We start from the raw sequence: 22,293 nt of genomic DNA on the forward strand, positions 1-22,293 counted from the left end.
CGACCGGGTGGCCCCGCCGCCTGCGGAGCGCGGCCGGCCCGCCGTCGAGAAATCCGCTGGCGGGCCCACTCCCCCATTGGCGATCATCGGCGGTATGAACGACCAACCCGTGCGATGGACCCAGGCGACCGTCTACCCCGACATGTGGGTCGACCCGGACAACGACCCGCGCAACGGCGACGGACCCGCTCCGGACGGCGAACTCGCGACGCTGATGGGCTACCTGACGGACTACCGTGCGACCCTGCTGATGAAGTGCGAGGGCCTGGAGCCGGAGCAGCTCGCCCGCCGGTCGGTCCCGCCGTCGACGATGTCGCTGCTCGGCCTGGTCCGCCACCTCGCCGAGGTCGAACGGGACTGGCGGAACTGGCTGGACGACGCCGAGCCGCTGCCCAAGCTGTACGGCAGGCGTGACGCGGACTTCGACGACGTGGTCGGCGAACGGTCCGCCGTCGACGCCGCGTACGCCGACCTGGCGCGTGAGCAGGCGGCGACCGACGCCGCGCTGGCCGGACACACCGACCTCGGCGCGCGCCTGGAGAAGGACGGGATCGCCGTCCGGGAGCTGCTGGTGCACCGGATCGAGGAGTACGCCCGGCACTGCGGGCACGCCGACCTGCTGCGCGAGTGCGTCGACGGCCGGGTGGGCCAGTAGCGCCCCCTCCCACCGGAGCCCGGCCGAGCCCCGCCGGTGCGCGCGGCCGTCTACCCGGGGGGCGACGCCAGACTCCTGGCCGCGGGAGCGTCCGGGTCGGCGCCCTCACCGGGAACATGACGGACAAGCCGGTGATGATCCACGGCGACCTGTGCGCGGACGTGACGGTGCTGTCCGCCGAGTTCGCCCCGGACCTCGTCGGTGGGGCGCTGCACGGCCCGGCGATCGCGCCCCCCTACCTCGACGGCTACGCCCAGGACATCGACCCGGCCACCGTCCTGGTCCCCGAGGTCCTCCGCACGGAGGCGGACGACGACCCGGACGAGTACCGCGGCTTCGACGCCCCGAAGGTCCACGGCGGCCGGCTGCTGCGCCACATCGAGGAGGGCCTCCCGATCACCCTGCCCCGGTGAACCCGGCGGGGGTGCGGCCGGGCCGTCCGGGCAGCCTCGGCTGCCCCTTTGTCGCTCGTCCCACGGGGGTAAACCCCCGCATCAATCGGAGGCCATCCGCAGCGCGCCGCCATGGAATCGCAGGCGATGATCGATCCCACGACACAGTAAGCGAGTTGAGGGGTCGAAGACATGGCACGGCATCACCAGCACATCGGTCGGCGGGGGCTGCTGGCAGCAGCGGCCGTCGCGATCGGAGCGGTCCTCGCTCCGGTCGCGGCCCAGGCGGCGCCGGCGGCATCGGCGGCACCGCCCGTCGAAGCGGCCGGGACGAGCGGTGTGGTCCGCGCGCTGGACCGGGCGGCCCACCCGCTGCGCTCGACCGAACCGGGCCGCGGCACGGCCGACCTGCGCGCCCTGGGTGCGATGATCGGCGACGCGAAGGTGGTCGGGCTCGGCGAGGCCACCCACGGCTCCCACGAGTTCTTCGCCATGAAGGAGCGGGTCTTCCGCCACCTCGTCGAGGAGAAGGGCTTCACCACCTTCGCCCTGGAACTCAGTTGGTCCGCCGGACTCCGGATCGACGACTACCTGCAGACCGGCCGCGGCGGCGACGCCCGCAGCGTCGCCAAGGCGGCCCTGGCCGACTCCCCCTGGGACCGCGAGGAGTTCGTCAGCCTCATCGAGTGGATGCGCGACTACAACCGCCACCACCCGGACCGCACCGTCCACTTCATGGGCGACGACATCGGCGCGCCCTCGCTCGACGACGCGTTCTTCGCCCGGATCACCGACTACGTGCGGCAGACCGACCCGCAGGCCCTCGCCCGGCTCGACGCGCTCTACACCGGGCTGCGCCCGATCGACGACGCCTTCGCCTACCTGGGTCGGCCGCTCGCCGAGCGCCGGCGACTCGCCGCGCAGGCCCGGCAGGCCCTCGACCTGGTCGGCGGTCTGCGGGGCAGCGACCCGGAGGCCGCCGCCTGGGCCGAGCAGAACGCCCGCTCCGTCGCCCAGACCGCCACCTTCCTCTCCCTCGACCCCGGGGACGCCACGACACTGCCCGAGTTCGAACGCTTCCGGGACGAGGTGATGGCGCAGAACGTCACCTGGTGGCAGCGGCGCACCGGCGGGAAGGTGCTGCTCTCCGCCCACAACGACCACGTCGGCCGCCTCGCCGGCGACCCGGCGCTGTACCCCAGGACGCAGGGCGCCTACCTGAACGACACGATGGGCCGCGACTACCTGCCGATCGGCTTCACCTTCTACCAGGGATCGCTCCTCTCCAAGGACGCCGCCCTGGGCGGCCCCTGGAAGAAGTTCACCGAGGGGCCACCCACCTCGGACATGAGCGAGTACACCCTCGACCAGGTCCGCCACCGGGACTTCTACCTGGACGTCCGCACCGCCCCGGCCGCCGCCAGGGCCTGGCTGAGCGGCACCCGGCCCGTCCGCACCTACGGCACGCAGTACCCGTACCCGCCTGGGAACGTCGCGCTCGGCACGTCCTTCGACGTCCTGGTCCACCTCCACGACATCCGGGAGGCCGACCGGACGCCGTAGTGCCGGGGCCGACCGGCCCGGCTACTTGCTCCGGACGCCGCCCAGCGGCTCGGGGTCCGCCCCGAGGGCGGTGAGCGCCGCCTGCCAGTCGGCGTCCTCGGCCTGGAGGGTGCTGCGGAGGAAGGCCGTGGTGAGCCGCCGGATCAGGGCGACCCGCGCGGGGCTCTCGTCGGTCGTCTCGGCGACCTCGTACCCGACGATTCCACCGAGCGAGTGCTCCGCGCCGAACAGGGTGAGCAGGCTCTTGCGGCCCGGGCTGTAGGTGTAGGGGTCGGTGAACCAGTCCGGGCCGCGGGTGGACAGGTGGGACTGGTCGCGGTCCCCGGCGACCACGAGGGCCGGTGTGGTCATGGCGTCGAAGGACGGCTTCAGGAAGGGCAGGTGCTCGGCGGCGAACGGGGTCAGGTCGTCGCCCAGACCGGCTGCCGCCAGCAGGACGCCCGCCTTCACCCGGGGATCGGCCATGGACTCGCCGGGAACGCCGTCGGCGTCCAGGACGCGTGCGCCGAGCAGCGCGCTCGCCGTCTGGGCGCCCCAGGAGTGGCCGGCCACGGCGACCCGGCCGTGGTCGACGCGCCCGCCGAGGCCCGGCACGGCGGCTTCCAGGACGTCGAGCCCGTCCAGCACGCGCGTGAGGTCCTCGATGCGCAGGCGCCAGATCCGCGGGGTGCGCGGGTCGTCGGCCGGGATGCCGAGGGTGCGGGAGTCCAGGTGGGTGGGCTGCAGGACGACGAAGCCGTGGGCGGCCCAGTAGTCCGCGAGCGGGGCGTAGCCGTCCATCGACCAGCCGAAGCCGTGCGAGAAGAGGACCACCGGCAGGCCGCGGCCGGTCGCCGGGGCGGACACCCGGACCTGGAGGTCCTCGCCGCGGCCCGGGGCGGGCAGGACGACCGGCTTGGCGGAGAGCACCGTGGCGGGTGCGTCGGTGCTGTGGGGGACTGACATGGAGGGGCCTTCCGTTCGGGTTCGCTGCGCAGGTGGCTTCGGTGGGCCCGGCGGCGGGTGGCACCGCCGCGGGGCGGGGAATGGGCGATCGTGGGCGCTCCGCCGTCCGGCGGAGACGGGACAGCCGGGGGACGGCATGGCCGGTGGCCCCGTGTTCTGCCATCATGGCCGAAACGGAACGTCGCTCCGCAAACGATACGGAACGACGTTCCGCTTTACAAGCGTCGGTCATCGATCGTCGGTCACCGCTCGGCGGTCATCGATCGTCGGTCACCGACCGTCCGCCACCGATCGAGAGCCATCGATCGTCAGTCGTCGATCGTCAGTCGTCGACCAGGTCCGTCACGGCCCGGGTCGGTCATGGGAGGAGTGCCGTGGTGAACGACAGCGGCCAGGGCGCGGAGAGCGCAGCCGGGTCCAAGCGAAAGGACGCCCGGCGCAACCAGCAGGCCCTGCTGGACGCGGCCGCCGCGGCCTTCGTCACCTCGGGGGTCGAGGCGCCGGTGCGCGACATCGCGGCCGCCGCCGGCGTCGGGATCGGTACCATCTACCGCCACTTCCCCACCCGGGCGGACCTCGTCATCGCGGTCTACCGCCACCAGGTCGAGGCGTGCGCCGAGGCCGGCCCGGCCCTGCTGGCGAGCAGCCCGTCACCGCACGTGGCGCTCGCCCGGTGGGCCGACCTCTTCGTCGACTTCCTGGTCACCAAGCACGGCCTGGCCGCCGCGATGCAGACCGACAGCGCCGGCTTCGAGACCCTGCACGCCTACTTCCTCGACCGCCTCCTGCCGGTGTGCACCCTGCTCCTCGACGCCGCGGCCGCCGCCGGCGAGACCGACTCCGACCTCACCGCGTACCAACTCATGCGCGGCATCGGCAACCTCTGCATCGGCGCCGACAGCGACCCCCGCTACGACGCGCGCCCGCTGGCCGCGCTCCTCGTCGCCGGCCTGCGCCGCCGGCCCTGAGGGTCGCCCGCCCCTGCTCACCACGCCCGACGGCCGTGTCTCCGGGCCAGTGCCGGGAGACGCGGTCGTCGGTGCCGGTCAGTAGCCGACGGTGAAGCGGCGCTGCACGAAGCGCGGCAGCTCCGCCTCGTCGACCAGGGCGACGGCGGCGTCCTCCGCCGAGATCCGGCTGCGCCCGTCCGCGTCGACAACCGGCTGGTCGCCACCGATCCGGAACCGGCCGGTGCGCTCGCCGGGGGCGATGTCCTGCGCGGGGCTGAAGTACGTCCAGAGCCGATTGGACTGCCGCAGGACGTTCAGGGCGTCCCGGCCTCCGCGCACGGCGGCGGCGTACTCCTCCGGGAGTCCGAGTGCGGCGAGGATCCCGTGCAGGCGCTCGTCGGAGTCGGCCAGCACCAGCCCCGGCTCGATCTCCAGGCTGCCCGCTCCGCCGATGACGATCAGCCTGGTCCGGGGGTGACTCTCCAGGGCCTTCACCAGGGCCCGCGCGGCGGTGGCGTAGACCGTCGGGTCGGCGATCGAGCGGCGCACGGTGTCCGCGATGTCGCGGGCGCCGTTCCCGGGCTGGAACCCGCTGATCAGCACGTCCAGGCCGGGCAGGACGGCGGCGACGCCGGCCGCGTCGAGGACGTCGACGCTCTTCCAGATGACGTTCGCCCGGGCCTCCTCGATCCGGGTGGCGTCCCGGCTGAAGGCGGTGACGTGGTGCCCCCGGCCGAGGGCTTCGGTGACGACGCGGCTGCCGATGGTGCCCGTGGCTCCGATCACTCCGATGCGCATGGCCCTCCCCTGTCTCATTCTGCGGCCCGGCTCATGCTGCCGCGCTAGCGAGCGCCGCCTGTTCACGGCGTAGCAAAACTATATGGCGTGCAGTTTTGATACGGCAACCAGCACGGGGACGCCGTAGAGCCCCGCGGTAGAGTGACGCCGTGGCAAGCACAGACGCGGGAGAGACCGGCACCGGAACCCCTGACACGACGACCGCGGGCGCGGGCCGGACAACGGGGCGCCGCGAGCGGCTGCGGGCCGAGACCACCGCCGAGATCAAGAAGGTCGCGCTGGAGCTGATGGCAGCGGGCGGCCCCGACGCGATCACGCTGCGGGCCATCGCCCGCGAGATGGGCATGACGGCCAACGCCATCTACGGGTACTTCGCCACCCGCGACGACCTGGTCACCACGCTGATCGACAACGTCTACGGCTCACTGGCCGACGCCGTGGAGGCCGCTTGGGCGGCCGCCCCCACCGGGGACCCGGCGGCCCGGATCCGGGCCTGGGCCGACGCCTTCCGGGACTGGGCCCTGGCCAATCCCGAGGGCTTCCGCCTCGTCTACGGCGACCCCGTCCCCGGCTACCGGCCCCCCGAGGGCGGCGCCGCCCCGGACGCCGCCCACCGGGTCTGCACCGGCATCACCGCACTCGCGGCCGAGGCCTGGCCGTACGCCGAACCCCGTTACTCCGACAGCGAGTTCGCGTGGTCCGACTTCGACCCCGGCCTGCTCGACAAGGTCCGCCCGGCCTTCCCCGACCTGCCCCCCGCCGCCGTGGCACTCGCCCTGCGGACCTGGAGCCACCTGCACGGCCTGGTGTCACTGGAGATCTACGGCCACCTGCGGACCCAGACCCTCGGCCCCGGGAAGCTCTTCCGCGAGGAACTGACCCAGCTCGTCCGCTCCCTGGGCATCCCCCCGCGGGGGTGACCATCACGGGTCGCGGCACCGCTCCGCCCCACCGATCCGCACCAGAGGACAGGACTCCACCCGGTGGACGACGGGAACCACGACGGGCTCGGCACCTACTGGGACCCGCTGCCCACCGCCCGGCGGCTGCTCACCGGCCAGCCGCACCTGGACCGGTTCGGCGGCCACTGGGACGAGCGCAACTCGCGCAACGTCCCGGGCCCGTTCTACGGCGCCGACACCGACAGCCTGCAACTGGGCCGCCGCGACGCACCCTTCCACCTCGCCCACGACGACGACCACGGCCCTTTCTCCGGCCGGGAGTTCGTCTACCGCCAACCGGTCGGCGCGACACAGACGCGGGACCCGCTGGACGGCTGCGCCCTCGGTCACGGCGGCTTCGCGATGGACGGCGACGACCACTGGACCGTCCCGGCCGTGCGCGCCCTCGCCGTCGACACCGACGACCGCGGACTGCTCTCCGGCCGGGAAGCGGCCGAGCGCGTCGCCACCTGGGCCAACGGCCTCGGCGACACCAGACCCGTCACCTGGTTCCCGGCCGCCCTCGTCGAATGGAACGCCCCGATCGAGACCGACTTCGAGCCGATCACGACCGAAGCACCCCGCCCGCCCCGGCCATGGTGGCATCGCTTCACTGCCGGATGAAAGCACTCGGCCCGGTCTGGGTACTGCTGCTCCGCTCCCCCGGGGATGCCGCCGGCCGCCGCCGCGGGCGAACTCCGGCGGGTGGCATTTCGCTGGTGCTGCGTCACCGTCGAATTACTGTGCGTTCCGCCGGGAGTGGATATGACGCCCAGTCATCGGAATGTCACGCATTTCCCCGAATGGATACCGGACCCTCTTCTACGGGCGGCCGGCGGTAATCGGTTCATCACGCATCGCTTTCGCTCCGCCCGGCAATTGCCGGGCGGAGCGCGGTCCGCCGCATTTCGCCCGGCCGGGGTGGCCGGTTCCGGTGGGCGGGCTCAGACGTCCAGCCCGGCCTCGATGCGCTTGAGGCTGTGCCGGGCGAGTGCCAGGTTGGCCCGCGAGCGGTCCAGGGCCAGGTAGAGGAAGAGCGAACCACGCGCGCCCGCAAGGGGCCTGATCAGGTGGTACTGGCCGCCGAGGGTGATCAGGATGTCCTCGATGACATCGTCGATCGACAGCGCCGCCATGGCCCTCAGCTTCGCCCGGACGACCTCGGTGTTGCTGGCGGCCGCGACCTCCAGATCGAGCTGCTGGTTCCCCCCGAGATGCCCGAGCGACATACCGCTCTCGTAGTCGACCAGGGCCACGCCGATGGCGCCCTCGATGCCCATCGCGTCCGTGAGTGCGCTGTCAATGTTCATGACCTGTTCGTCCTTTGCGTGCCATCCGGGCGGAACCCCCGTGTGCAGGAATCAAAGTAGCAAGAAGGTCATCGGGTGTGGCCACCGCACGGAAATGGTGAAATAAAGTACGCTGCCAGCGGTTCAGAAAGCGAAGGGGTACTGGTGCACGCGCTCGAAGCTTCCCTCTCCGATGTGCTCGACTCCCCCGGAGTGGTCGGCGCCGCGCTCGTGGACGCCGTCACGGGCCTCACCTATCGGTCCGCCGGGGAGCACCGACTGCTCGGGACCGGAGCCGAACTCGCCGAGCTGGCCAACCTGATCGGCGAACGGCTGTGCGAAGCCGGGGCGGAGGGCGAGTTGGAGAGCCTGGTGGTCACCAGCACCCGCCACCACCACGTCGTCCAGGTGGTCCCCCGGCAGGGCGACCCGCTGCTGCTGGCCACCGTGCTGGACCGCGGGCAGACCAACCTCGCCCTGGCGATCCGCCAGAGCGCCGACCGGGCAAAGGGCCTGCTGGCATGACGGGCCGTCTCCACGACCCGGCCGCGCCCGCGTCCCCACTCGTGTCTCCCGCCGCACGCAACGTGCCCGCCCTCCTGCTGACGCTGCGCCAGGGCGAGTTCACCGGCTCGGTCACCGTCTCCAGCGCGCCGGGCGGCACCATCCACCTGGAGCGGGGGCTGGTCACCGCGATCGAGACGCCCGGGGCCCCGACCGTCGAGACCCTGCTGCTGAAGTCGCGGCGCGTCGGCGAGGCGGACTGGTCCGCCGCCGAGACGGCCGCCGCCGCCAACGCCCAAGGCCTCACCGGCCTCCAGGGCGGCGACCTCGGCGCGGCACTGGTGGCCCGGGGGTCGATCGGCGCCGCCGAACTCGAAATGGTCTGCGCGGCCGCCGCCTTCGACGGCGCCTTCGCCCTGGTCCTGAGCCCGCCCGGCAGTTGGGAGGTGGCCGAAGCGGCCGCCCCCGCCAGGATCGCGCTGCGCCCCGGCATCGAGCCGCAGCGGCTGTTCGAGGAAACCGGCCGGCGGGTGGCCCTGTTGACCCGCCTCTGGGGGCCGCCCGGACAGCTCGCCCGCAGCCGGATCCGCCCGGCCACCCCGGCCGGGTCGACGGCACCGCGGATCCCGGACCGCTACCGGGAGATCCTGGTCGCCGCCACCGGCCGGCGCACCGCGCGCGACATCGGGTTCGCACTCGGGCGCGGACTGTTCGCCGTGCTGCTCGACCTCGCCCGGATGGACGCCCGGCAGCTGCTCCACCGCGAGCCGGTGGTCCCGCCCGCCGCGGTGCCGAGCGTGGCGCCGCGCGCGCCGCACACCGGCCCGCCGCCGGCCACGACCGGGCCGCTGCCCCGCCGGGTCCCCGCGCGGCGCGGCCCGGAGGTCCCGGACGGACCGACCGCAGCCGGCGGGCTCCCCCGCCTGCCCACCCGGCCCGAGGGCCCGGCTGCCGTCTCCGGCCAGCCATCGAACGTTCACCGCGCCGAGCGGACCGAGAAGACCGAAGAGACCGAGAAGAGCGCACCATGAGCAGCCAGACGTCATCCGCAGCACTCGTCGACGAGTTGAAGTCCCTCCGTGACCGGGTCGTGGGCATCTCCGAGAGCGTCGTCTCGACCGCCGACGGCCTGCTCGTGGCCGCCGACACGGCCGCCGTCCATCCCGAGTCGGCCTCCGCCCTGTCCGCCGCCATGCTCGGCCTCGGCCGGCGCACCGCCGCCGAGGTCGGCCTGGGCGGCCTGCGCGACGTGGTCACCCGCTGCAACGGCGGCTACGTCGTGGTGCTGGCGATCGGTGAGCAGGCGCTGCTGATGATCCTGGGCGACGAGGGCATGGACGTCGCCGGTCTGCACCGCGAGGCTCCCGCCACGATCCAGCGGCTGGGCGAGCTCCTCGGACTGGTTCCGACGCGCTAGGCCCGGACCGGGGCCACCGGCGCGGGCCGGGTCGCCGACGGGGCCCGGACCGGGGCTACCGGCGCGGGCCGTAGTCCCAGTAGTGGTCGGGGTAGTCGCCGCACGGGTACTGCATCAGCGGCGCCTGCGGAGCGGTACTGCGGTAGGTGACGGCGAGGCACTGGTGGCTGTTGTCGTTGACGAACCGCATGCCGCGCGGCCACTTCTCGATCTTCCAGGACTGCCCGGGGCTGCTCCGGCACTCCGACTGCACCACCTCGGCGGTGGCCCGGGTACTGGAGTCCCGGACGGACAGACAGAGGGCACTGTTGTAGCTGACGATCCGGTAGTAGGTGTCGCCGTCCGGGTCCGTGTAGGCCTTCTGCGCCTCCCAGAAGTGGTCGGGGAAGTCCCCGCAGGGGTACTGCTGGACCTCCCGGCCGTCCTCCCGGGTGCCTCCGGGCGTGGCGATGCACTGCTGGCTGTTCCCGTTCCTGATCTCCACCGATCCCGTCGGCGGAACCACCGGGGCGCCGCCGAGCCGGCCCGGTGCCGGGACCTCCGCCGTCGGTGTGGAGCTGGCGGGCGCCGGGGGCGTACCGGCGGGCGTGGCCTCGCCCGAGGGGACGGCGGGAACGGCGGGATCCGGCGGCGGGCCGGCTCCCGTACTCCGAGCGGCCGTCCCGGCCGGTTCGGACGCCACCGGAGCGGACGGCGGCGGCACCGGCGGTGCGGTCGGCGTCCCGCCGGACCGGTCGGGCGCACTGCTCGGGGTGGCAGGAGCGGAGGGGGTCGACGAGACCGGCCCCGTACCCGGAGCCGGTGCCGAGGGGCTCCCGGCCGCCGGTGAGGGGGCGCCGGAGCCCGGCCTGCCCCAGGCTCCGGCCGCCTGCGGGACGGCGTCGAAGGGTCCGTGCGCCGCCGCGCCCAGGCGGACGCCCACCAACAGCCCGGCCAGCACCAGGATCCCGGCCAGCACCGCCCCCGCCGCCCCTACGACCGCCCCCGCCCCGGCCGTACGGCGCCATCGCGCACCCGTGGGCCCGCCGCGCGGCGGGCCGAGGACGGTCGCACCGATCGCGACCTCGCGGGTCGGGCCGGTCGGGCCGCCCCGGCCGTGGTCCACGACCCGGACCAGCTCCCCCCGGACGATCCGGGGCCCGGCCGGGACGAGAGCCATCCCGGTCACCTCCCGGTACTGGCCGGCCAGCGCCTCCCGCACCCCCACGAGGTCGGCCTCCAGCCGCCGCAGCACCGGTAGGTGCGCGTCCACCCCGTCGCTCACCGGCTCCGCCCCGACCCGTGACCGCTCCTGGTCGACCAGGAGCCCGACGGCCTCCTGCTCCCGGCCGGCCGTGTGCCGCGCCTCACGGGCGCTCTCCCTGATGCGCCGTACCTCGGCCAGACACCAGGTCGCCTCCCGCAGCCGGACCTGCCGGACCTGTCGGAGCGGCGCTGCCACCGGGTCGGTCGTGCCACCTTCCGGGGCGTCGGTACCGCCGGTACCACCGACACCCTCGACACCATCTGCACCACCGGCCAGCTCACTCCGCAGCTCGGCCACGATCGCGACCAGCACACGGATCAGGTCCTCCGCCTCCGCCATGCCCTCCTCGGCCTGCCGCTGCGCGTCCCGGGCCCGGTCCAGCGCCTGCTGCGCGGCCGACCGCCGGGCCGCGGGCGGCTGGAGCCCCTCGGCCGCCCGGGTCGCCTGCTCGTGCAGCTGGGCGGCCCGCGCCAGCAGCGCCGCCCGGGTCCGCGGGTCCTCCACCTGGTCGTGGACCAGCCGTTGGAGCAGGTGCCACGGGATGTCCTTCTCCGCGGAGCGGTACGCGCTCCAGCTCGTCCGACCGGCGGGGTAGCGCTGGGCGAGCCTGCGGAGGGTCACCCCCGAGGTCACCTCCCGCACGAACCGTGCCAGGGCGTCCGCCTGTTCGGTCTCCCCCTTCAGGCGCCCCTGCGGGCGTCCAGCACTACCCACCTCTTGCCCCCTCCCGTGTACGCGGACGATCCGGGCTGTCCGCCGCTCGGTCGGCCCTCGGCCGATTCCTCGTAGCCGGACAATCCAACATGGCGCGCCGTGGGACCTCCACCGGTTCTTCGGACAACTTCCCGGTTCCGTCAGGACACCACCGGGCCGGGTGCGAATACGGAACTCGGCCAGGGCGGGCACCCCCTGAGCGCCCGCCAGGTGCGGGCCCACCGCTCCGCCGCGGCTCTCCCGCGATGGCGACCGGCACCATCGCCCCCTCCACCCGGGCCGTCGGCCCTCCGGTAGTCTCCGCTGTCAACGGCCGGGCGCGGCGCGGCCGGGAGGCGGACCGTGGCGACAACGTACGGAGTGGGCATGACCGGTCAGGTCGTAGTCGTCGGTGGCGGGGTCATGGGGTCGTCGGCGGCCTGGCACCTGGCGGCGCGGGGCCGGCGGGTGACGCTCCTGGAGCGGTTCGCCCCGGGGCACGACCGCGGCAGCTCGCACGGCAGTTCACGGATCTTCCGGCTGGCCTACCCGGAGCCCGAGTACGTCGCCCTCGCCGTGCGGGCGCTGCCGCTGTGGCGGCGGCTGGAGGAGGAGACGGGCACCGCCCTCCTGGAGCTGACCGGGGCGGTGGACCACGGCCCGGCCGCCGCGACCTCGGCCCTGCACGCCGCGCTGGCCGCCGCCGGGCGGCCCGCCGAGCTGCTCGACCCGGCGCGGGTGGCCGAGCGGTGGCCGGGATTGCGGGCCGACACCTCCGCGCTGTTCCACCCCGAGGCCGGGCGGCTGCACGCCGACCACGCGGTGGCGGCGTTCCAGCGGGCGGCCGCGGCGCACGGGGCCGAGGTCCGGCACGGCGTCCGGATCGCCCGGATCGCCGTACGCGGCGGCGGGAACGGCGACGGGAGCCGCAGCGGGGGCAACGGCGGCGCAGGCGTCGAGCTGGTGACCACCGAGGAGGAGGTGATCCTCGCCGAGCAGGTCGTGGTGGCGGTCGGCGGGTGGGCGCCGGGCCTGCTGTCGGGGCTCGTGCCCGGGCTGCCGCCGATGCGGGTGACCGAGGAGCGGCCGGTGCACTTCCCGGCCGCCGCACCGCTGGACTGGCCGAGCTTCATCCACCACGGCGGGGCGCAACTGGTCTCGGACGTCGGCGTGTACGGCCTCGGGAGCGTCGACGGCGTCAAGGTCGGCTTCCACGGCGTCGGCCCGGTCGTCGACCCGGACCACCGCGCGGGCGACCCCGACCCGCGCGCGGTGGAGCGGGTGCGGGAGTACGCGCGGCGCTGGCTGCCGGGCGTCGACCACACCGCGCCGACCGCCACCACCTGCCTGTACACCACCACCCCGGACCACGACTTCGTGGTCGACCGGCGGGGCCCGGTGACGGTCCTGGCCGGCTTCTCCGGGCACGGGTTCAAGTTCGCGTCGGTGCTCGGCGCCCTCGCCGCGGACCTGGTCGAGGGCCGCCCGGCCGCGCGCCGCTTCGCCCTCGGGGCCGGCCGGGGGCGCTGACCGCCCGCACCGGAGCGGCCGACTCAGCCGTGGCCGTCCTCGGCCGCCTCCGCCCGCTCCCGGGCCGCCATCACGTCCTCGCCGTGCTCGAAGGCCCAGGCGCCGAACGCCTCGACCGGCTCCAGCAGCGTCCGCCCCAGCCCGGTGAGGGTGTACTCCACGTGCGGCGGCGACCCGGCGTACGCGCGGCGCTCCACCAGACCGTTGAACTGGAGCCGGCGCAGCGTCTCCGTGAGGACCTTGGGGCTGATGCCGCCGATCCGCTCGCGCAGTTCGCCGGGCCGTGCGGGACCGTCGCGCAGCGCCCACACCACGACGGCGTTCCAGGTGTTGGCGAGCAGATCGAAGGCGAGCCGGGCTCGGCAGTCGGCGAGGAAGCCGTGGTCGGTGGTCACTTACCAGATGGTGCCCCAGCGGTTTCGTAGTGTCGTCCCGATTCTGAAGGACGGGTCACGACAGAGGGGTTGAGCATGATGAGGATCGGGATCGTCGGCACCGGAACGATGGCGCGGGCGCTGGGTGAGCAGTGGGCGCGGGTCGGCCACGAGGTGCTGGTGGGCGGGCGGGACGCGGACCGCGCCGGCGCCCTCGCCGACCGGATCGGCGCGCGGGCGGGGACCGCGCGGGAGGCGGCCGAGCACGGCCGGGACGCGGTGCTGCTGGCCGTGCCGTACGCGGCGGCGGTCGGCGTGGTGTCCGGTCTGGCCGGCGCTCTGCGGGGCAGGGCACTGATCGACTGCACCAACCCGGTGGCCCCGGGCTTCGTCCTCGAAACCCGGGGCGGCCCCTCGGCCGCCGAGCGCATCGCGGCCGCGGCGCCCGGCGCCTCCGTGGTCAAGGCGTTCAACCTCTGCCACGAGAGCGTGTGGCGCAGGACGCCGCCGGTCTTCGACGGACGCCCGCTCGCGGTGCCGCTCTGCGGTGACGACGCGTCGGCCCTGGAGACCGTACGGGGCCTCGTGCGCCACCTCGGCTGCGCACCGGTCGACGGGGGCGGCCTCGACCGGGCGGGCCTGCTGGAGGCGACGGCAGCGTTCCTGATCGGTCTGTGGGTCGGCGAGGGCGCGGACGCCCAGGCGATCGCCCCACCGCTGGCGTACGCGGGGGGCGGGCCCTCCTGATCCGCGCGCGGGCCGGACCGGCCCCCACGTGGTCGCCGGGGGACGTGCCGGCCCTCGGCGACCACCTGGCGGCCGGGTGCTCGGACCCCGCGCGGGTCACCGGTCCTTGAACTCCTCGATGGCCGCCCGAGAGGCCTCGGCCATCGCCTCGCTCCCGACGTGCCCGGAGTCCTCGAAGATGTGGAGCCGCGCGTCCGGCCACACCTTCGCCAGCGCCCACGCCGTCTCCACCGGGCTCCCCATGTCGTGCCGGCCGTGCACCAGCACCCCCGGGATCCCGGCCAGCCGGTGGGCGTCGCGCAGCAGTTGGTCCTCCTCCAGCCAGGCACCGTTGCTGAAGTAGTGGGCGCAGATCCGTACGAAGGCGATCTGCTCGTCGACCTCGCGGTCGCTGTACATCCCCGGGATGCCGTTGGGCTCGTTCGAGACGACGGCGTCCTCCCAGGCGAGCCAGTCGGCGGCGGCCTTCGCGCGGACGGCCCGGTCGGGGTTCTCCATCAGCCGGGCGTAGGCCGCGAGCAGGTCGCCGTCCCGCTCGCCCTCCGGGACGCCGTCGCGGAACCGGTCCCAGGCCTCGGGCTGGAACCGCCCGGCGCCCCGGTAGAGCCAGTCGGTCTCGGCGGGGCGGGTCATCGTCACCGCCTGGATGACGATCCCGGTGACCCGCTCCGGGTGTCGCTGCGCGTAGGCCAGCGCGAGCGTGGATCCCCAGGACGCGCCGCTCAGCAACCACCGTTCGACACCGAGGTGTTCGCGCAGTCGCTCGATGTCGTCGATGAGGTGCCGGGTGGTGTTCAGGCGCATGTCCGCCGCCGGGTCGCTCGCGTGCGGGGTGCTGCGGCCGCAGTTGCGCTGGTCGAAGCGGATGAGCCGGTAGCGCTCCGGGTCCCAGGCCCGCGTCGGCCGGCGCGGGGCACCCGCCCCCGGGCCGCCGTGGACGGAGAGGGCGGGCTTGCCTTCGGGGTTGCCGAGCTCCTCGTAGTAGATCCGGTTGCCGTCCCCGGTGTCGAGGAAGCCGTGGCTGTACGGGTGGGTGGGAGCGTAGAGGTCGACCATGGCCGCCGATCCTACGGGAGCGGTCGTGCTCGAACCAGGCCGTGACAGAGACCGGTTGGGCGGCTCCGCCGCACGTCGGCAGGACGTTCGGCGGAGCCGCCGGGGGCCCCGTCCCGCTACGCGCCCTCCCGGGTCAGGACGGCGGTCGGGGGCGCCGGGGCGGGGTCGGTGAGGAGTCGGGCGGTGAGGGCGTACTGGGTGAGGGCGCCGGCGAGCAGGACGGCGACGCCGCCGACGGCGTCCAGCACCCAGTGGTTGGCGGTGGCCACCACCACGAGGAAGGTGAGCAGCGGGTAGACCGCCGCCAGGGGTGCCAGCCGGCGGTGGCCGACGGTGGTGATGACGACCAGGGCACACCAGCAGGACCAGGCGATGTGCAGCGACGGCATCGCCGCGTACTGGTTGGAGAGCGAGGTGAGCACGCCGAGCGGGGCCTCGCCGGGGATGCCGGACGGGTCCTCCCGCAGGTTGAGCCCCGGGACGAGCCGGGGCGGGGCGAGCGGGTAGCCCCAGAAGCCGACCAGCGCCAGGCCGGTCGCGGCGAACAGGACGGTCCGGGCCGTGCGGTAGCGGTCCGGGTGCCAGACGTAGAGCCAGACCAGCACGCCGAGCGGCACCACGAAGTGCAGCACCTTGTAGTACCCCTGGGCCGCGTCCAGCAGCCAGTCACCGGTCCGCAGGGCCCAGGCGTTGACGACCGGCTCGATGTCCACGTGCAGCAGCTGTTCCAGCCGGAAGACGCTGCGGGCGTGGCCGGTGGCGGTGGCGACGCGCTCGGGCGCGACGTTGCGGATGTAGGAGTAGACGCCGTAGCCGACCTGGACGAAGAGCAGCTCCAGCACCGGGTTCGGGCGGGAGACCGGCCGTAGCGGAGCCGGCAGCAGGGGGATCCAGGGCAGCGCGGGACGCCGCCGCAGGGGCGGGCCGGGGGCGCGGCGCAGGTGCCAGAGCAGGTCGTCGCGGGCCAGGAACGGCAGGGCGGCGGCCGCGGCGAGGGCGACCAGGGTGGGGGCCTTGCGCAGCAGCAGGCCGCTGACCGGTTCGATCTCCGGGTCGAGCAGCGTGCTGGGCAGCAGCGCGACGGTGACCGCGACCACCGGCCACAGCGCGCGGGACTCGGGCCGGCGGCCGAGCCGACCGGTGGCGGCGAGCAGCAGCCACCCGAGGTGGCCCGGCCCGGCCACCGGTGCGGCGACCAGGGTGGCGCAGCCGAGCACGCCGACCGCCAGCAGCGGCTGGCCGTCCCGCGCGTAGCCGCCGGAGCGGCGGACGGCGAGCAGCACGGCGGTGACGGTGACCGCCAGCCAGCCGACCAGCAGCGCCGGGCCGTGCAGGCCGAGCCGGAGCAGCACGCCGAGGGCGGTCTGGTCGGACGGGTCGCCGGTGACGGCCGGGGCGTCGAAGCGGCGCCAGAAGCGGGCGGCGCGGTCCGGGTCGGCGATCAGGACGGTGCCCTGCACCAGGGCGGCCACCGCGAGGGCGGTCAGGGCGGCGGACGCGGGGACGGCGCGCCGGCGCGGGAGGGCGACGGCGAAGAGGGCCAGGACGGGGTGGAACGCGATCGCCAGGCCGAGCGCGAACCCGGCCCGGCGGTTCGGGCCGCGCGGCAGCACGTCGAGCAGCACCAGGGCGGTGCCGGCGAGGCCGACCACGGCGTCCACGGGGTGGCCCCGCTGTTCGGCGCTGATCAGCAGGGTGGCGGCCGCGACCGGGGCGACGGCGGCCGGGGCGGGCAGGTCCGGGGGCGGGTGGCGGGCGACCAGGGTGCCGATCACGGCCACTGCGGCGACGGCGGTGAGCACCAGGCCGACCCGGGTCGCGGTGGCGGGCCAGCTGCCGAGCAGCAGCGGGAGGAGGGGCCGGTCGTCGGCCTCGTCGCCGAGGGACGTCCAGGTGACGACCGCGGCCGCGGCGAGGGCGAGCACCAGGCAGGTGGTGGTGAGGAGGGCGGCCGGGGGGTGCCGGGTGGGCGCTCCGGGCGCCGGCCTGCTCGCGCCCATCCCGCTCCTCCCGCCGTGCCGCCGCGCCCCGGGCCGGTCCGCCGGTCGGGTCGCCTTCCTGCCGACTCTCGGGGGTCGGCGGCCGCCCCGCACGCCGGACGGCGCCGCGTGGGGGACGGCCCGGGCGGCGGCGGCCCCGACGGCGGGCGACGGCCTACCCCCCCCCACTGGTCACCCGTGCGGCGGACGGCGGCTCCCGGCCCGGTGCTCGGCGAGGGCGTGCCCCACCTTCTCCCACAGGAACGGTGCCTCGGTGAAGCGGATGCGGTGGCGTCGCGCAGCGCGTTGGGGAAGGCCGGCGGCACGGGGTCGAAGGGGCTCTCGCTCATCGACTGGGCACCGAGCGGGTCGATCGAGTCGGAGGTCTCCGCGAGGTGCACGGCGGTGCGCGGTACGTCGGCGTAGCCGGGCAGCCGGTAGCGGCGGAAGGCGCAGGGCTCCTCCCCGTGCTTGACGCCGCGCACCGAGTCCTCGATCGCCCGGTAGCCGGTGCAGCGGCCCAGGTTGCCCTTCAACGACCTGGGCGGATCGTCGAGTTGTCCTTCGTCCAGGTGGCCGCGATCTCCAGGTCTCCCCCGGCGGTCACCCGTAGCGGCTCCCGGCCGACCCGGCTCAGGTCGATCAGCCGCCGGATGTGCGGCTGCGGCTCGGAGAACGGCTAGGTGCCGCCGCCGAGGAAGGTGCCCCCGGCTGCCACACCCCGCGACGGCGGGCGTCCGCTCAACTCATCGTGGCGTCGCTAGAGCAAGCCGGGCAGCCCGACCGGGCCGTCGCTGCCCCGGGCATACCGGCCCCGCCCCGGGCGGCGTCGGCCACCGCTCAGTAGACGTCCCGGACGTAGCGCTTGTCGCTCGCCAGCTGCCGGACGTACGCGGCGGCGGCCTCCTCGTCCAGGCCGCCCTGGGCGGCGACGATCTCGCGCAGCGCCAGGTCGACGTCCTTGGCCATCCGGCCCGCGTCGCCGCACACGTAGAAGTGCGCGCCGTCCTGGAGCCAGCGCCACAGGCGCGGGCCGTGCTCGCGCATCCGGTCCTGGACGTAGACCTTGTTGCGCTGGTCGCGCGAGAAGGCCACGTCCAGGCGGTCCAGGTGGCCGGCCGCGCGGAAGGCCGCCAGGTCCTCCCGGTAGTAGAAGTCGGTGGCTTCGCGCTGCTCGCCGAAGAAGAGCCAGTTGGGGCCGGTGTGGCCGCGGGCCTGCCGGTCCTCCAGGAATCCGATGAACGGCGCGACCCCGGTCCCGGGGCCCACCATGATCATCGGAGTGGTCGGGCCGGTGGGCGGGCGGAAGTGCGGGGAGCGCTGCACGAACACCGGCACCGGGCCGTCGTCGGCGCAGTCGGCGAGGTAGGTGGAGCAGACGCCGCCGCGGTCGCGGCCGAGGTCGTTGGTGTAGCGGACGACGGACACCGTGAGCCGGACCTCGCCGGGGTGGGCCAGGGGGCTGGAGGAGATCGAGTACAGGCGGGGCTGGAGCCGCTTGAGCACTCCGACCCACTCGGCTGCGGAGGCGCGCAGGGGGAAGGCGCCGACCACGTCGGCGGCCTGCCGGCCCCAGCTCCACTTGGCCAGCTCGCCCTTGTTGTCGGGGCGCAGCAGCCGCTTCAGGACGCGGTCGCCGGTGCGGTCGGCGACGAACCCGAGCAGGTCCGGGGTGAGGCGGGCGATGTCGAGGCGGGTCCGCAGGGCCTCCCCCAGCGGGAGGTCGTCGCCGTCGGCCAGCCGGACGTGCTCCTCGGGGTCCAGGCCCGTCAGGGCGAGCCATTCGGCGACCAGTCCGGCGCCGTTGGCCGGCCACACGCCGAGGGCGTCGCCGGCCTCGTAGGCGAGTTCGCCGCCGCGGGTGTCGAAGGCGAACTGCCGCACCTCCTTCTGCGATCCGGGCAGGCTGAGCAGACGGTTGCCGACCAGCAGGGTCGGGAAGGGGGCCGCTCGGGTGAAGCCGCCCGGTGTGGCGGCCGGGGTGGTGGGCGCGGCGGACACGGGCACGGGCACGGCGGGAACAGCGGGCGCCGGCGCCCGCTCCACCGGCGCCACGAGCGTGCCGGTCACCTGGTCGAGCCACTGCCCGGCGGGCCCGTCGTCGTCGGCCTCGCAGTCGGTGCGCGCATGCAGGCGGGTCGCGCCCAGCTCGGCGAAGCGCTCGTCCAGCCGGCGGCCGTGACCGCAGAAGTCGTCGTAGCTGGAGTCGCCGAACGCCAGGACGGCGTAGCGCACGCCCTCCAGGCGCGGGGCGTCCGGGGCGGTGAGGCCCTGCCAGAAGTCGGCGCCGTTGTCGGGCGCCTCCCCGTCGCCGAAGGTGCTGGTGACGACGAGCACGTCGGTACCGGCGGTGAGCCGCCGGGGGGTGGTGTCGGCCATCGCGAGCAGGGTCGGGGCGCGGCCCGCCCCGGCCAGGCGGGCCGCGGCGGCGGCGGCGAACTCCTCGGCGTTGCCGGTCTGCGAGGCCCACAGGACGAGCAGTTCCCGGGCCGGCGCGGCGGGCTCGGCGCCGGCCGCCCCCGGCGCGGCCGGGACAGCCGGCCCGGGCGCGCCGGGGGCGCCCCGGGAGAACATGCCCGCCAGCACCCCGTCCACCCAGAGCGCCGTCGCCGGGGCGAACGGTGCTCCCGCCGGGAGCACCGGAACGGCCCCGGACGGCGCCGTGGCGGCGGCCGCGACGTACCCGGAGAGGTATCCGGACAGGTAGCGGCGCTCCGGTTCGGCGAGCACCGGCGGGGCGAGGTCGGCGAGGCCGAAGAGCGCGGTCAGGGCGGAGACGGCTTCGGACGCGCCCCCGGGCACCGCCGGCACGGGCCGCACGGCGAGGGGCGGCTGCCCCGTCCCCGCACTCGGGTCGGCGGTCACCGGCACGGGCGCGGTCTCCTCGGGAGTCGGGGCGGGCACCACGCGCAGCGCCACGGCGCAGGCCTTGAACTCGGGCTGGAAGGAGACCGGGTCGACGGCGTCGTTGGTGACGGCGTTGATGCCGAGGTACTCGCCGAAGAGGTCGTTCCAGTGGAACGGCGCGAAGCAGTTCCCGGGGCGGACCCGGTCGGTGACGACGGCGGGCAGCACGGCGCGGCCGCGGCGGGAGGCGACCTCGACGTGGTCGCCCTGCCCGGCGCCGATCGCGGCGGCGTCGTCGGGGTGGAGCTCGACGAACGGGCCGGGGTCGAGCTTGTTGAGCTTGGCCACCTTGCCGGTCTTGGTGAGGGTGTGCCACTGGTGCTGGAGGCGGCCGGTGCTGAGGACGAACGGGTAGTCGTCGTCCGGGAGTTCGGCGGCGGGCAGGTGCGGGCGGCCGAAGAACCGGGCGCGGCCGGTGGGGGTGGGGAACGCGAGCCGGGGTCTGCTCCCGTCGGCGCGCTCCAGCAGGGTCTGGCTGACGCCGTCGTTGAGGTACCGGATCGGGTTGCGGTCGGGGCCGTCCGCGGCGGGCGCCGGCCACTGGACGGGCGTTCCGCGCAGCCGCGGGTAGCTGACGCCGCGCAGGTCCCAGCCGGTCGCCGGGTTCCAGGCCCGCTTGAGCTCCTCGAAGACCTCCTCGGCGCTCGTGTAGCCGAAGGCGTCGGCGTAGCCCAGCTCGCAGGCGACCCGGGCGATCAGCTGCCAGTCGGGCAGGGCCTGCCCGGGCGGGTCGACCACGCCCTCGACCAGGGTGAGGTTCCGCTCCGAGTTGATCATGACGCCGTCGGACTCGGCCCAGAGCGTGGCGGGCAGCAGCACGTCGGCGTAGGCGTTGGTCTCGGTCTCCGTGAACACGTCCTGGGTGATGACCAGTTCGGCGGCCTCCAGGGCGGCGATGACGGTCTTGCGGTTGGCGACCGAGGCGACCGGGTTGGTGCAGATGATCCAGCAGGCCTTGATCTCGCCGGCGGCCATCCGCTCGAACATCTCCACCGTGCCGCGCCCGGCCTCGGTCCGCAGCGTGCCGGCCTCGACACCCCAGAGCTCCTCGACGAAGGCCCGCTCCTGGGCCACCAGGACGGAGCGCTGGCCGGGCAGGCCTGGGCCCATGTACCCCATCTCGCGGCCGCCCATCGCGTTGGGCTGGCCGGTGAGCGAGAACGGACCGGAGCCCGGGCGGCAGATCGCGCCGGTGGCGAGGTGCAGGTTGATCAGGGCGTTGGTGTTCCAGGTGCCGTGGGTGGACTGGTTGAGGCCCATCGTCCAGCAGCTCATCCACTCCCCCGCCTCGCCGATCCACCGCGCGGCCTGCCGGATGTCCGCCTCGGGTATCCCGGTGATCTCGGCGACCTTCGCGGGCGGGTAGTCCGCCAGGAAGTCGGGCATCTCCTCCCAGCCCTCGGTGAACTCCGCGACGAACGCCTCGTCGGTGTGCCCGTTCTCGACCAGCAGGTGCAGCAGTCCGTTCAGCAGGGCGAGGTCGGTGCCCGGCCTGATCTGCAGGAAGAGGTCGGCCTTCGCGGCGGTGGCGGTGCGCCGCGGGTCGACGACGATCAGCTTCGCCCCGGCCGCCTTGACCCGGTCCATCATCCGCAGGAACAGGATCGGGTGGCAGTCGGCCATGTTGGCGCCGATGACGAGGAACGCGTCCGCGTGGTCGAAGTCCCGGTAGGAGCCGGGCGGCCCGTCCGCGCCCAGCGAGAGCTTGTAGCCGGAGCCCGCGGAGGCCATGCACAGGCGGGAGTTGGACTCGATCCGGCTGGTCCGCACGAACCCCTTGGCGAGCTTGTTCGCCAGGTACTGCGCCTCCAGGGACATCTGCCCGGAGACGTAGAGGGCGAGCGCGTCGGGGCCGTGCTCGTCCAGGATCGCGCGCAGCCGCCCGGCCACCGCCGTGATCGCCTCGTCGACGTCCACCGGGACGGGTTCGGCGCCGCGCCCGGCGCGGATCAGCGCGGTGGCGGCCCGCCCGGAGGCGGCCATCATCTCGGCACCGGTCGCGCCCTTGGTGCAGAGCCGCCCGGCGTTCGTCGGGTGGCTCCTGTCCCCCGACACCTTGGCGACGGTGCGCCTGCCGGTGGCGGCGTCCCGGCCGATGTCGAGCACGACGCCGCAGCCGACGCCGCAGTACGAGCAGACCGTCCGTACGCTGTCCGCCTTCGAAGCCGGCATCGTCACCGAGACTCCCTCCCCAGGGATCACGCGGTGGGAAGGTCCCACGATCGTGACCCTAGGAAGAGCGCATTACCGCCTCGTCACAGCGCCTGTTTCGCGAGGTTAACCGGACCGCACGGGCGCCTCCCGGTG

19 protein-coding genes and 1 pseudogene are annotated in these 22,293 nt (G+C 74.8%); 11 read left to right on the plus strand and 9 right to left on the minus strand.

Going from position 1 to position 22,293, the window contains the following annotated elements; translation table 11 throughout:
• Positions 1 to 94 precede the first annotated feature (94 nt).
• The 3 genes from ACZ34W_RS20470 (at position 95) to ACZ34W_RS20480 (ending at position 2,610) form a co-directional block, all read left to right on the plus strand.
• Positions 95 to 655: a DinB family protein gene (locus ACZ34W_RS20470; protein WP_359807616.1), complete on the plus strand. Its 561-nt coding sequence runs from the start codon at positions 95 to 97 to the stop codon at positions 653 to 655.
• Between the two features lie 116 nt (positions 656 to 771).
• A complete protein-coding gene (locus ACZ34W_RS20475) occupies positions 772 to 1,068 on the plus strand; it encodes a hypothetical protein (protein ID WP_465605976.1) in 297 nt (98 codons plus the stop codon).
• 171 nt (positions 1,069 to 1,239) lie between these two features.
• Entirely contained in the window at positions 1,240 to 2,610 is a 1,371-nt protein-coding gene (locus tag ACZ34W_RS20480) for an erythromycin esterase family protein (RefSeq protein ID WP_465605978.1), read from the plus strand.
• A gap of 21 nt (positions 2,611 to 2,631) precedes the next feature.
• On the opposite strand, the gene ACZ34W_RS20485 is transcribed toward ACZ34W_RS20480, so the two are convergent.
• The gene (locus ACZ34W_RS20485) at positions 2,632 to 3,555 is read right to left on the minus strand and encodes an alpha/beta hydrolase family protein (protein WP_465605980.1); all 924 of its coding nucleotides are present in this window, start codon (positions 3,553 to 3,555) and stop codon (positions 2,632 to 2,634) included.
• Between the two features lie 377 nt (positions 3,556 to 3,932).
• Between ACZ34W_RS20485 and ACZ34W_RS20490 the strand changes: the two genes are divergently transcribed.
• The gene (locus ACZ34W_RS20490) at positions 3,933 to 4,523 is read left to right on the plus strand and encodes a TetR/AcrR family transcriptional regulator (protein WP_465605982.1); all 591 of its coding nucleotides are present in this window, start codon (positions 3,933 to 3,935) and stop codon (positions 4,521 to 4,523) included.
• Between the two features lie 78 nt (positions 4,524 to 4,601).
• Here the strand turns inward: ACZ34W_RS20490 and ACZ34W_RS20495 are convergent, their stop codons facing one another.
• Complete coding sequence (locus ACZ34W_RS20495) at positions 4,602 to 5,303, minus strand: NAD(P)-dependent oxidoreductase (RefSeq protein ID WP_465605984.1); 702 nt, start codon at positions 5,301 to 5,303, stop codon at positions 4,602 to 4,604.
• Positions 5,304 to 5,452: 149 nt separating this feature from the next.
• Here ACZ34W_RS20495 and ACZ34W_RS20500 point away from each other — a divergent pair, with 149 nt between their 5' ends.
• Together ACZ34W_RS20500 and ACZ34W_RS20505 are read left to right on the plus strand one after the other, a co-directional pair.
• On the plus strand, positions 5,453 to 6,223 hold the full coding sequence (locus tag ACZ34W_RS20500; protein WP_465605986.1) for a TetR/AcrR family transcriptional regulator: 771 nt from the start codon (positions 5,453 to 5,455) through the stop codon (positions 6,221 to 6,223).
• Positions 6,224 to 6,286: 63 nt separating this feature from the next.
• Entirely contained in the window at positions 6,287 to 6,868 is a 582-nt protein-coding gene (locus ACZ34W_RS20505) for a hypothetical protein (protein WP_465605988.1), read from the plus strand.
• Between the two features lie 320 nt (positions 6,869 to 7,188).
• Here ACZ34W_RS20505 and ACZ34W_RS20510 read toward each other — a convergent pair whose 3' ends face one another.
• On the minus strand, positions 7,189 to 7,554 hold the full coding sequence (locus ACZ34W_RS20510) for a hypothetical protein (protein WP_329485690.1): 366 nt from the start codon (positions 7,552 to 7,554) through the stop codon (positions 7,189 to 7,191).
• A gap of 144 nt (positions 7,555 to 7,698) precedes the next feature.
• Between ACZ34W_RS20510 and ACZ34W_RS20515 the strand changes: the two genes are divergently transcribed.
• Genes ACZ34W_RS20515 through ACZ34W_RS20525 form a run of 3 tightly spaced genes read left to right on the plus strand, consistent with a single transcriptional unit; the run spans position 7,699 to position 9,454 of the window.
• Entirely contained in the window at positions 7,699 to 8,058 is a 360-nt protein-coding gene (locus ACZ34W_RS20515; protein ID WP_465605990.1) for a hypothetical protein, read from the plus strand.
• Positions 8,055 to 9,068, plus strand: a complete 1,014-nt coding sequence (locus ACZ34W_RS20520; RefSeq protein ID WP_465605992.1) for a hypothetical protein — start codon at positions 8,055 to 8,057, stop codon at positions 9,066 to 9,068. Before ACZ34W_RS20515 ends, ACZ34W_RS20520 begins: the two co-directional genes overlap by 4 nt.
• A complete protein-coding gene (locus ACZ34W_RS20525; RefSeq protein WP_359807602.1) occupies positions 9,065 to 9,454 on the plus strand; it encodes a roadblock/LC7 domain-containing protein in 390 nt (129 codons plus the stop codon). The genes ACZ34W_RS20520 and ACZ34W_RS20525 overlap by 4 nt, the downstream gene beginning before the upstream one ends.
• Positions 9,455 to 9,509: 55 nt before the next feature.
• Here the strand turns inward: ACZ34W_RS20525 and ACZ34W_RS20530 are convergent, their stop codons facing one another.
• On the minus strand, positions 9,510 to 11,321 hold the full coding sequence (locus tag ACZ34W_RS20530) for an RICIN domain-containing protein (protein WP_465605994.1): 1,812 nt from the start codon (positions 11,319 to 11,321) through the stop codon (positions 9,510 to 9,512).
• 459 nt (positions 11,322 to 11,780) lie between these two features.
• On the opposite strand from ACZ34W_RS20530, the gene ACZ34W_RS20535 reads away from it, so the two are divergent.
• On the plus strand, positions 11,781 to 12,923 hold the full coding sequence (locus ACZ34W_RS20535) for an FAD-dependent oxidoreductase (RefSeq protein WP_465605996.1): 1,143 nt from the start codon (positions 11,781 to 11,783) through the stop codon (positions 12,921 to 12,923).
• Positions 12,924 to 12,946: 23 nt separating this feature from the next.
• Here the strand turns inward: ACZ34W_RS20535 and ACZ34W_RS20540 are convergent, their stop codons facing one another.
• Positions 12,947 to 13,318, minus strand: a complete 372-nt coding sequence (locus ACZ34W_RS20540) for a winged helix-turn-helix transcriptional regulator (protein WP_329485696.1) — start codon at positions 13,316 to 13,318, stop codon at positions 12,947 to 12,949.
• Positions 13,319 to 13,396: 78 nt separating this feature from the next.
• On the opposite strand from ACZ34W_RS20540, the gene ACZ34W_RS20545 reads away from it, so the two are divergent.
• Positions 13,397 to 14,044, plus strand: a complete 648-nt coding sequence (locus ACZ34W_RS20545) for an NADPH-dependent F420 reductase (protein ID WP_465606171.1) — start codon at positions 13,397 to 13,399, stop codon at positions 14,042 to 14,044.
• Positions 14,045 to 14,140: 96 nt separating this feature from the next.
• On the opposite strand, the gene pip is transcribed toward ACZ34W_RS20545, so the two are convergent.
• The 4 genes and pseudogenes from pip to ACZ34W_RS20565 form a co-directional block, all read right to left on the minus strand.
• A complete protein-coding gene (pip, locus tag ACZ34W_RS20550) occupies positions 14,141 to 15,100 on the minus strand; it encodes a prolyl aminopeptidase (RefSeq protein WP_329485697.1) in 960 nt (319 codons plus the stop codon).
• Positions 15,101 to 15,216: 116 nt separating this feature from the next.
• A complete protein-coding gene (locus tag ACZ34W_RS20555) occupies positions 15,217 to 17,100 on the minus strand; it encodes a phosphatase PAP2 family protein (RefSeq protein WP_465605999.1) in 1,884 nt (627 codons plus the stop codon).
• Positions 17,101 to 17,644: 544 nt separating this feature from the next.
• A pseudogene (locus tag ACZ34W_RS20560) lies at positions 17,645 to 17,799 on the minus strand (FAD binding domain-containing protein); the annotation flags it as partial.
• A gap of 120 nt (positions 17,800 to 17,919) precedes the next feature.
• Positions 17,920 to 22,158, minus strand: a complete 4,239-nt coding sequence (locus ACZ34W_RS20565; RefSeq protein ID WP_465606173.1) for a molybdopterin-dependent oxidoreductase — start codon at positions 22,156 to 22,158, stop codon at positions 17,920 to 17,922.
• Positions 22,159 to 22,293 lie beyond the last annotated feature (135 nt).

The organism is Kitasatospora sp. NPDC022856, from assembly GCF_055561235.1.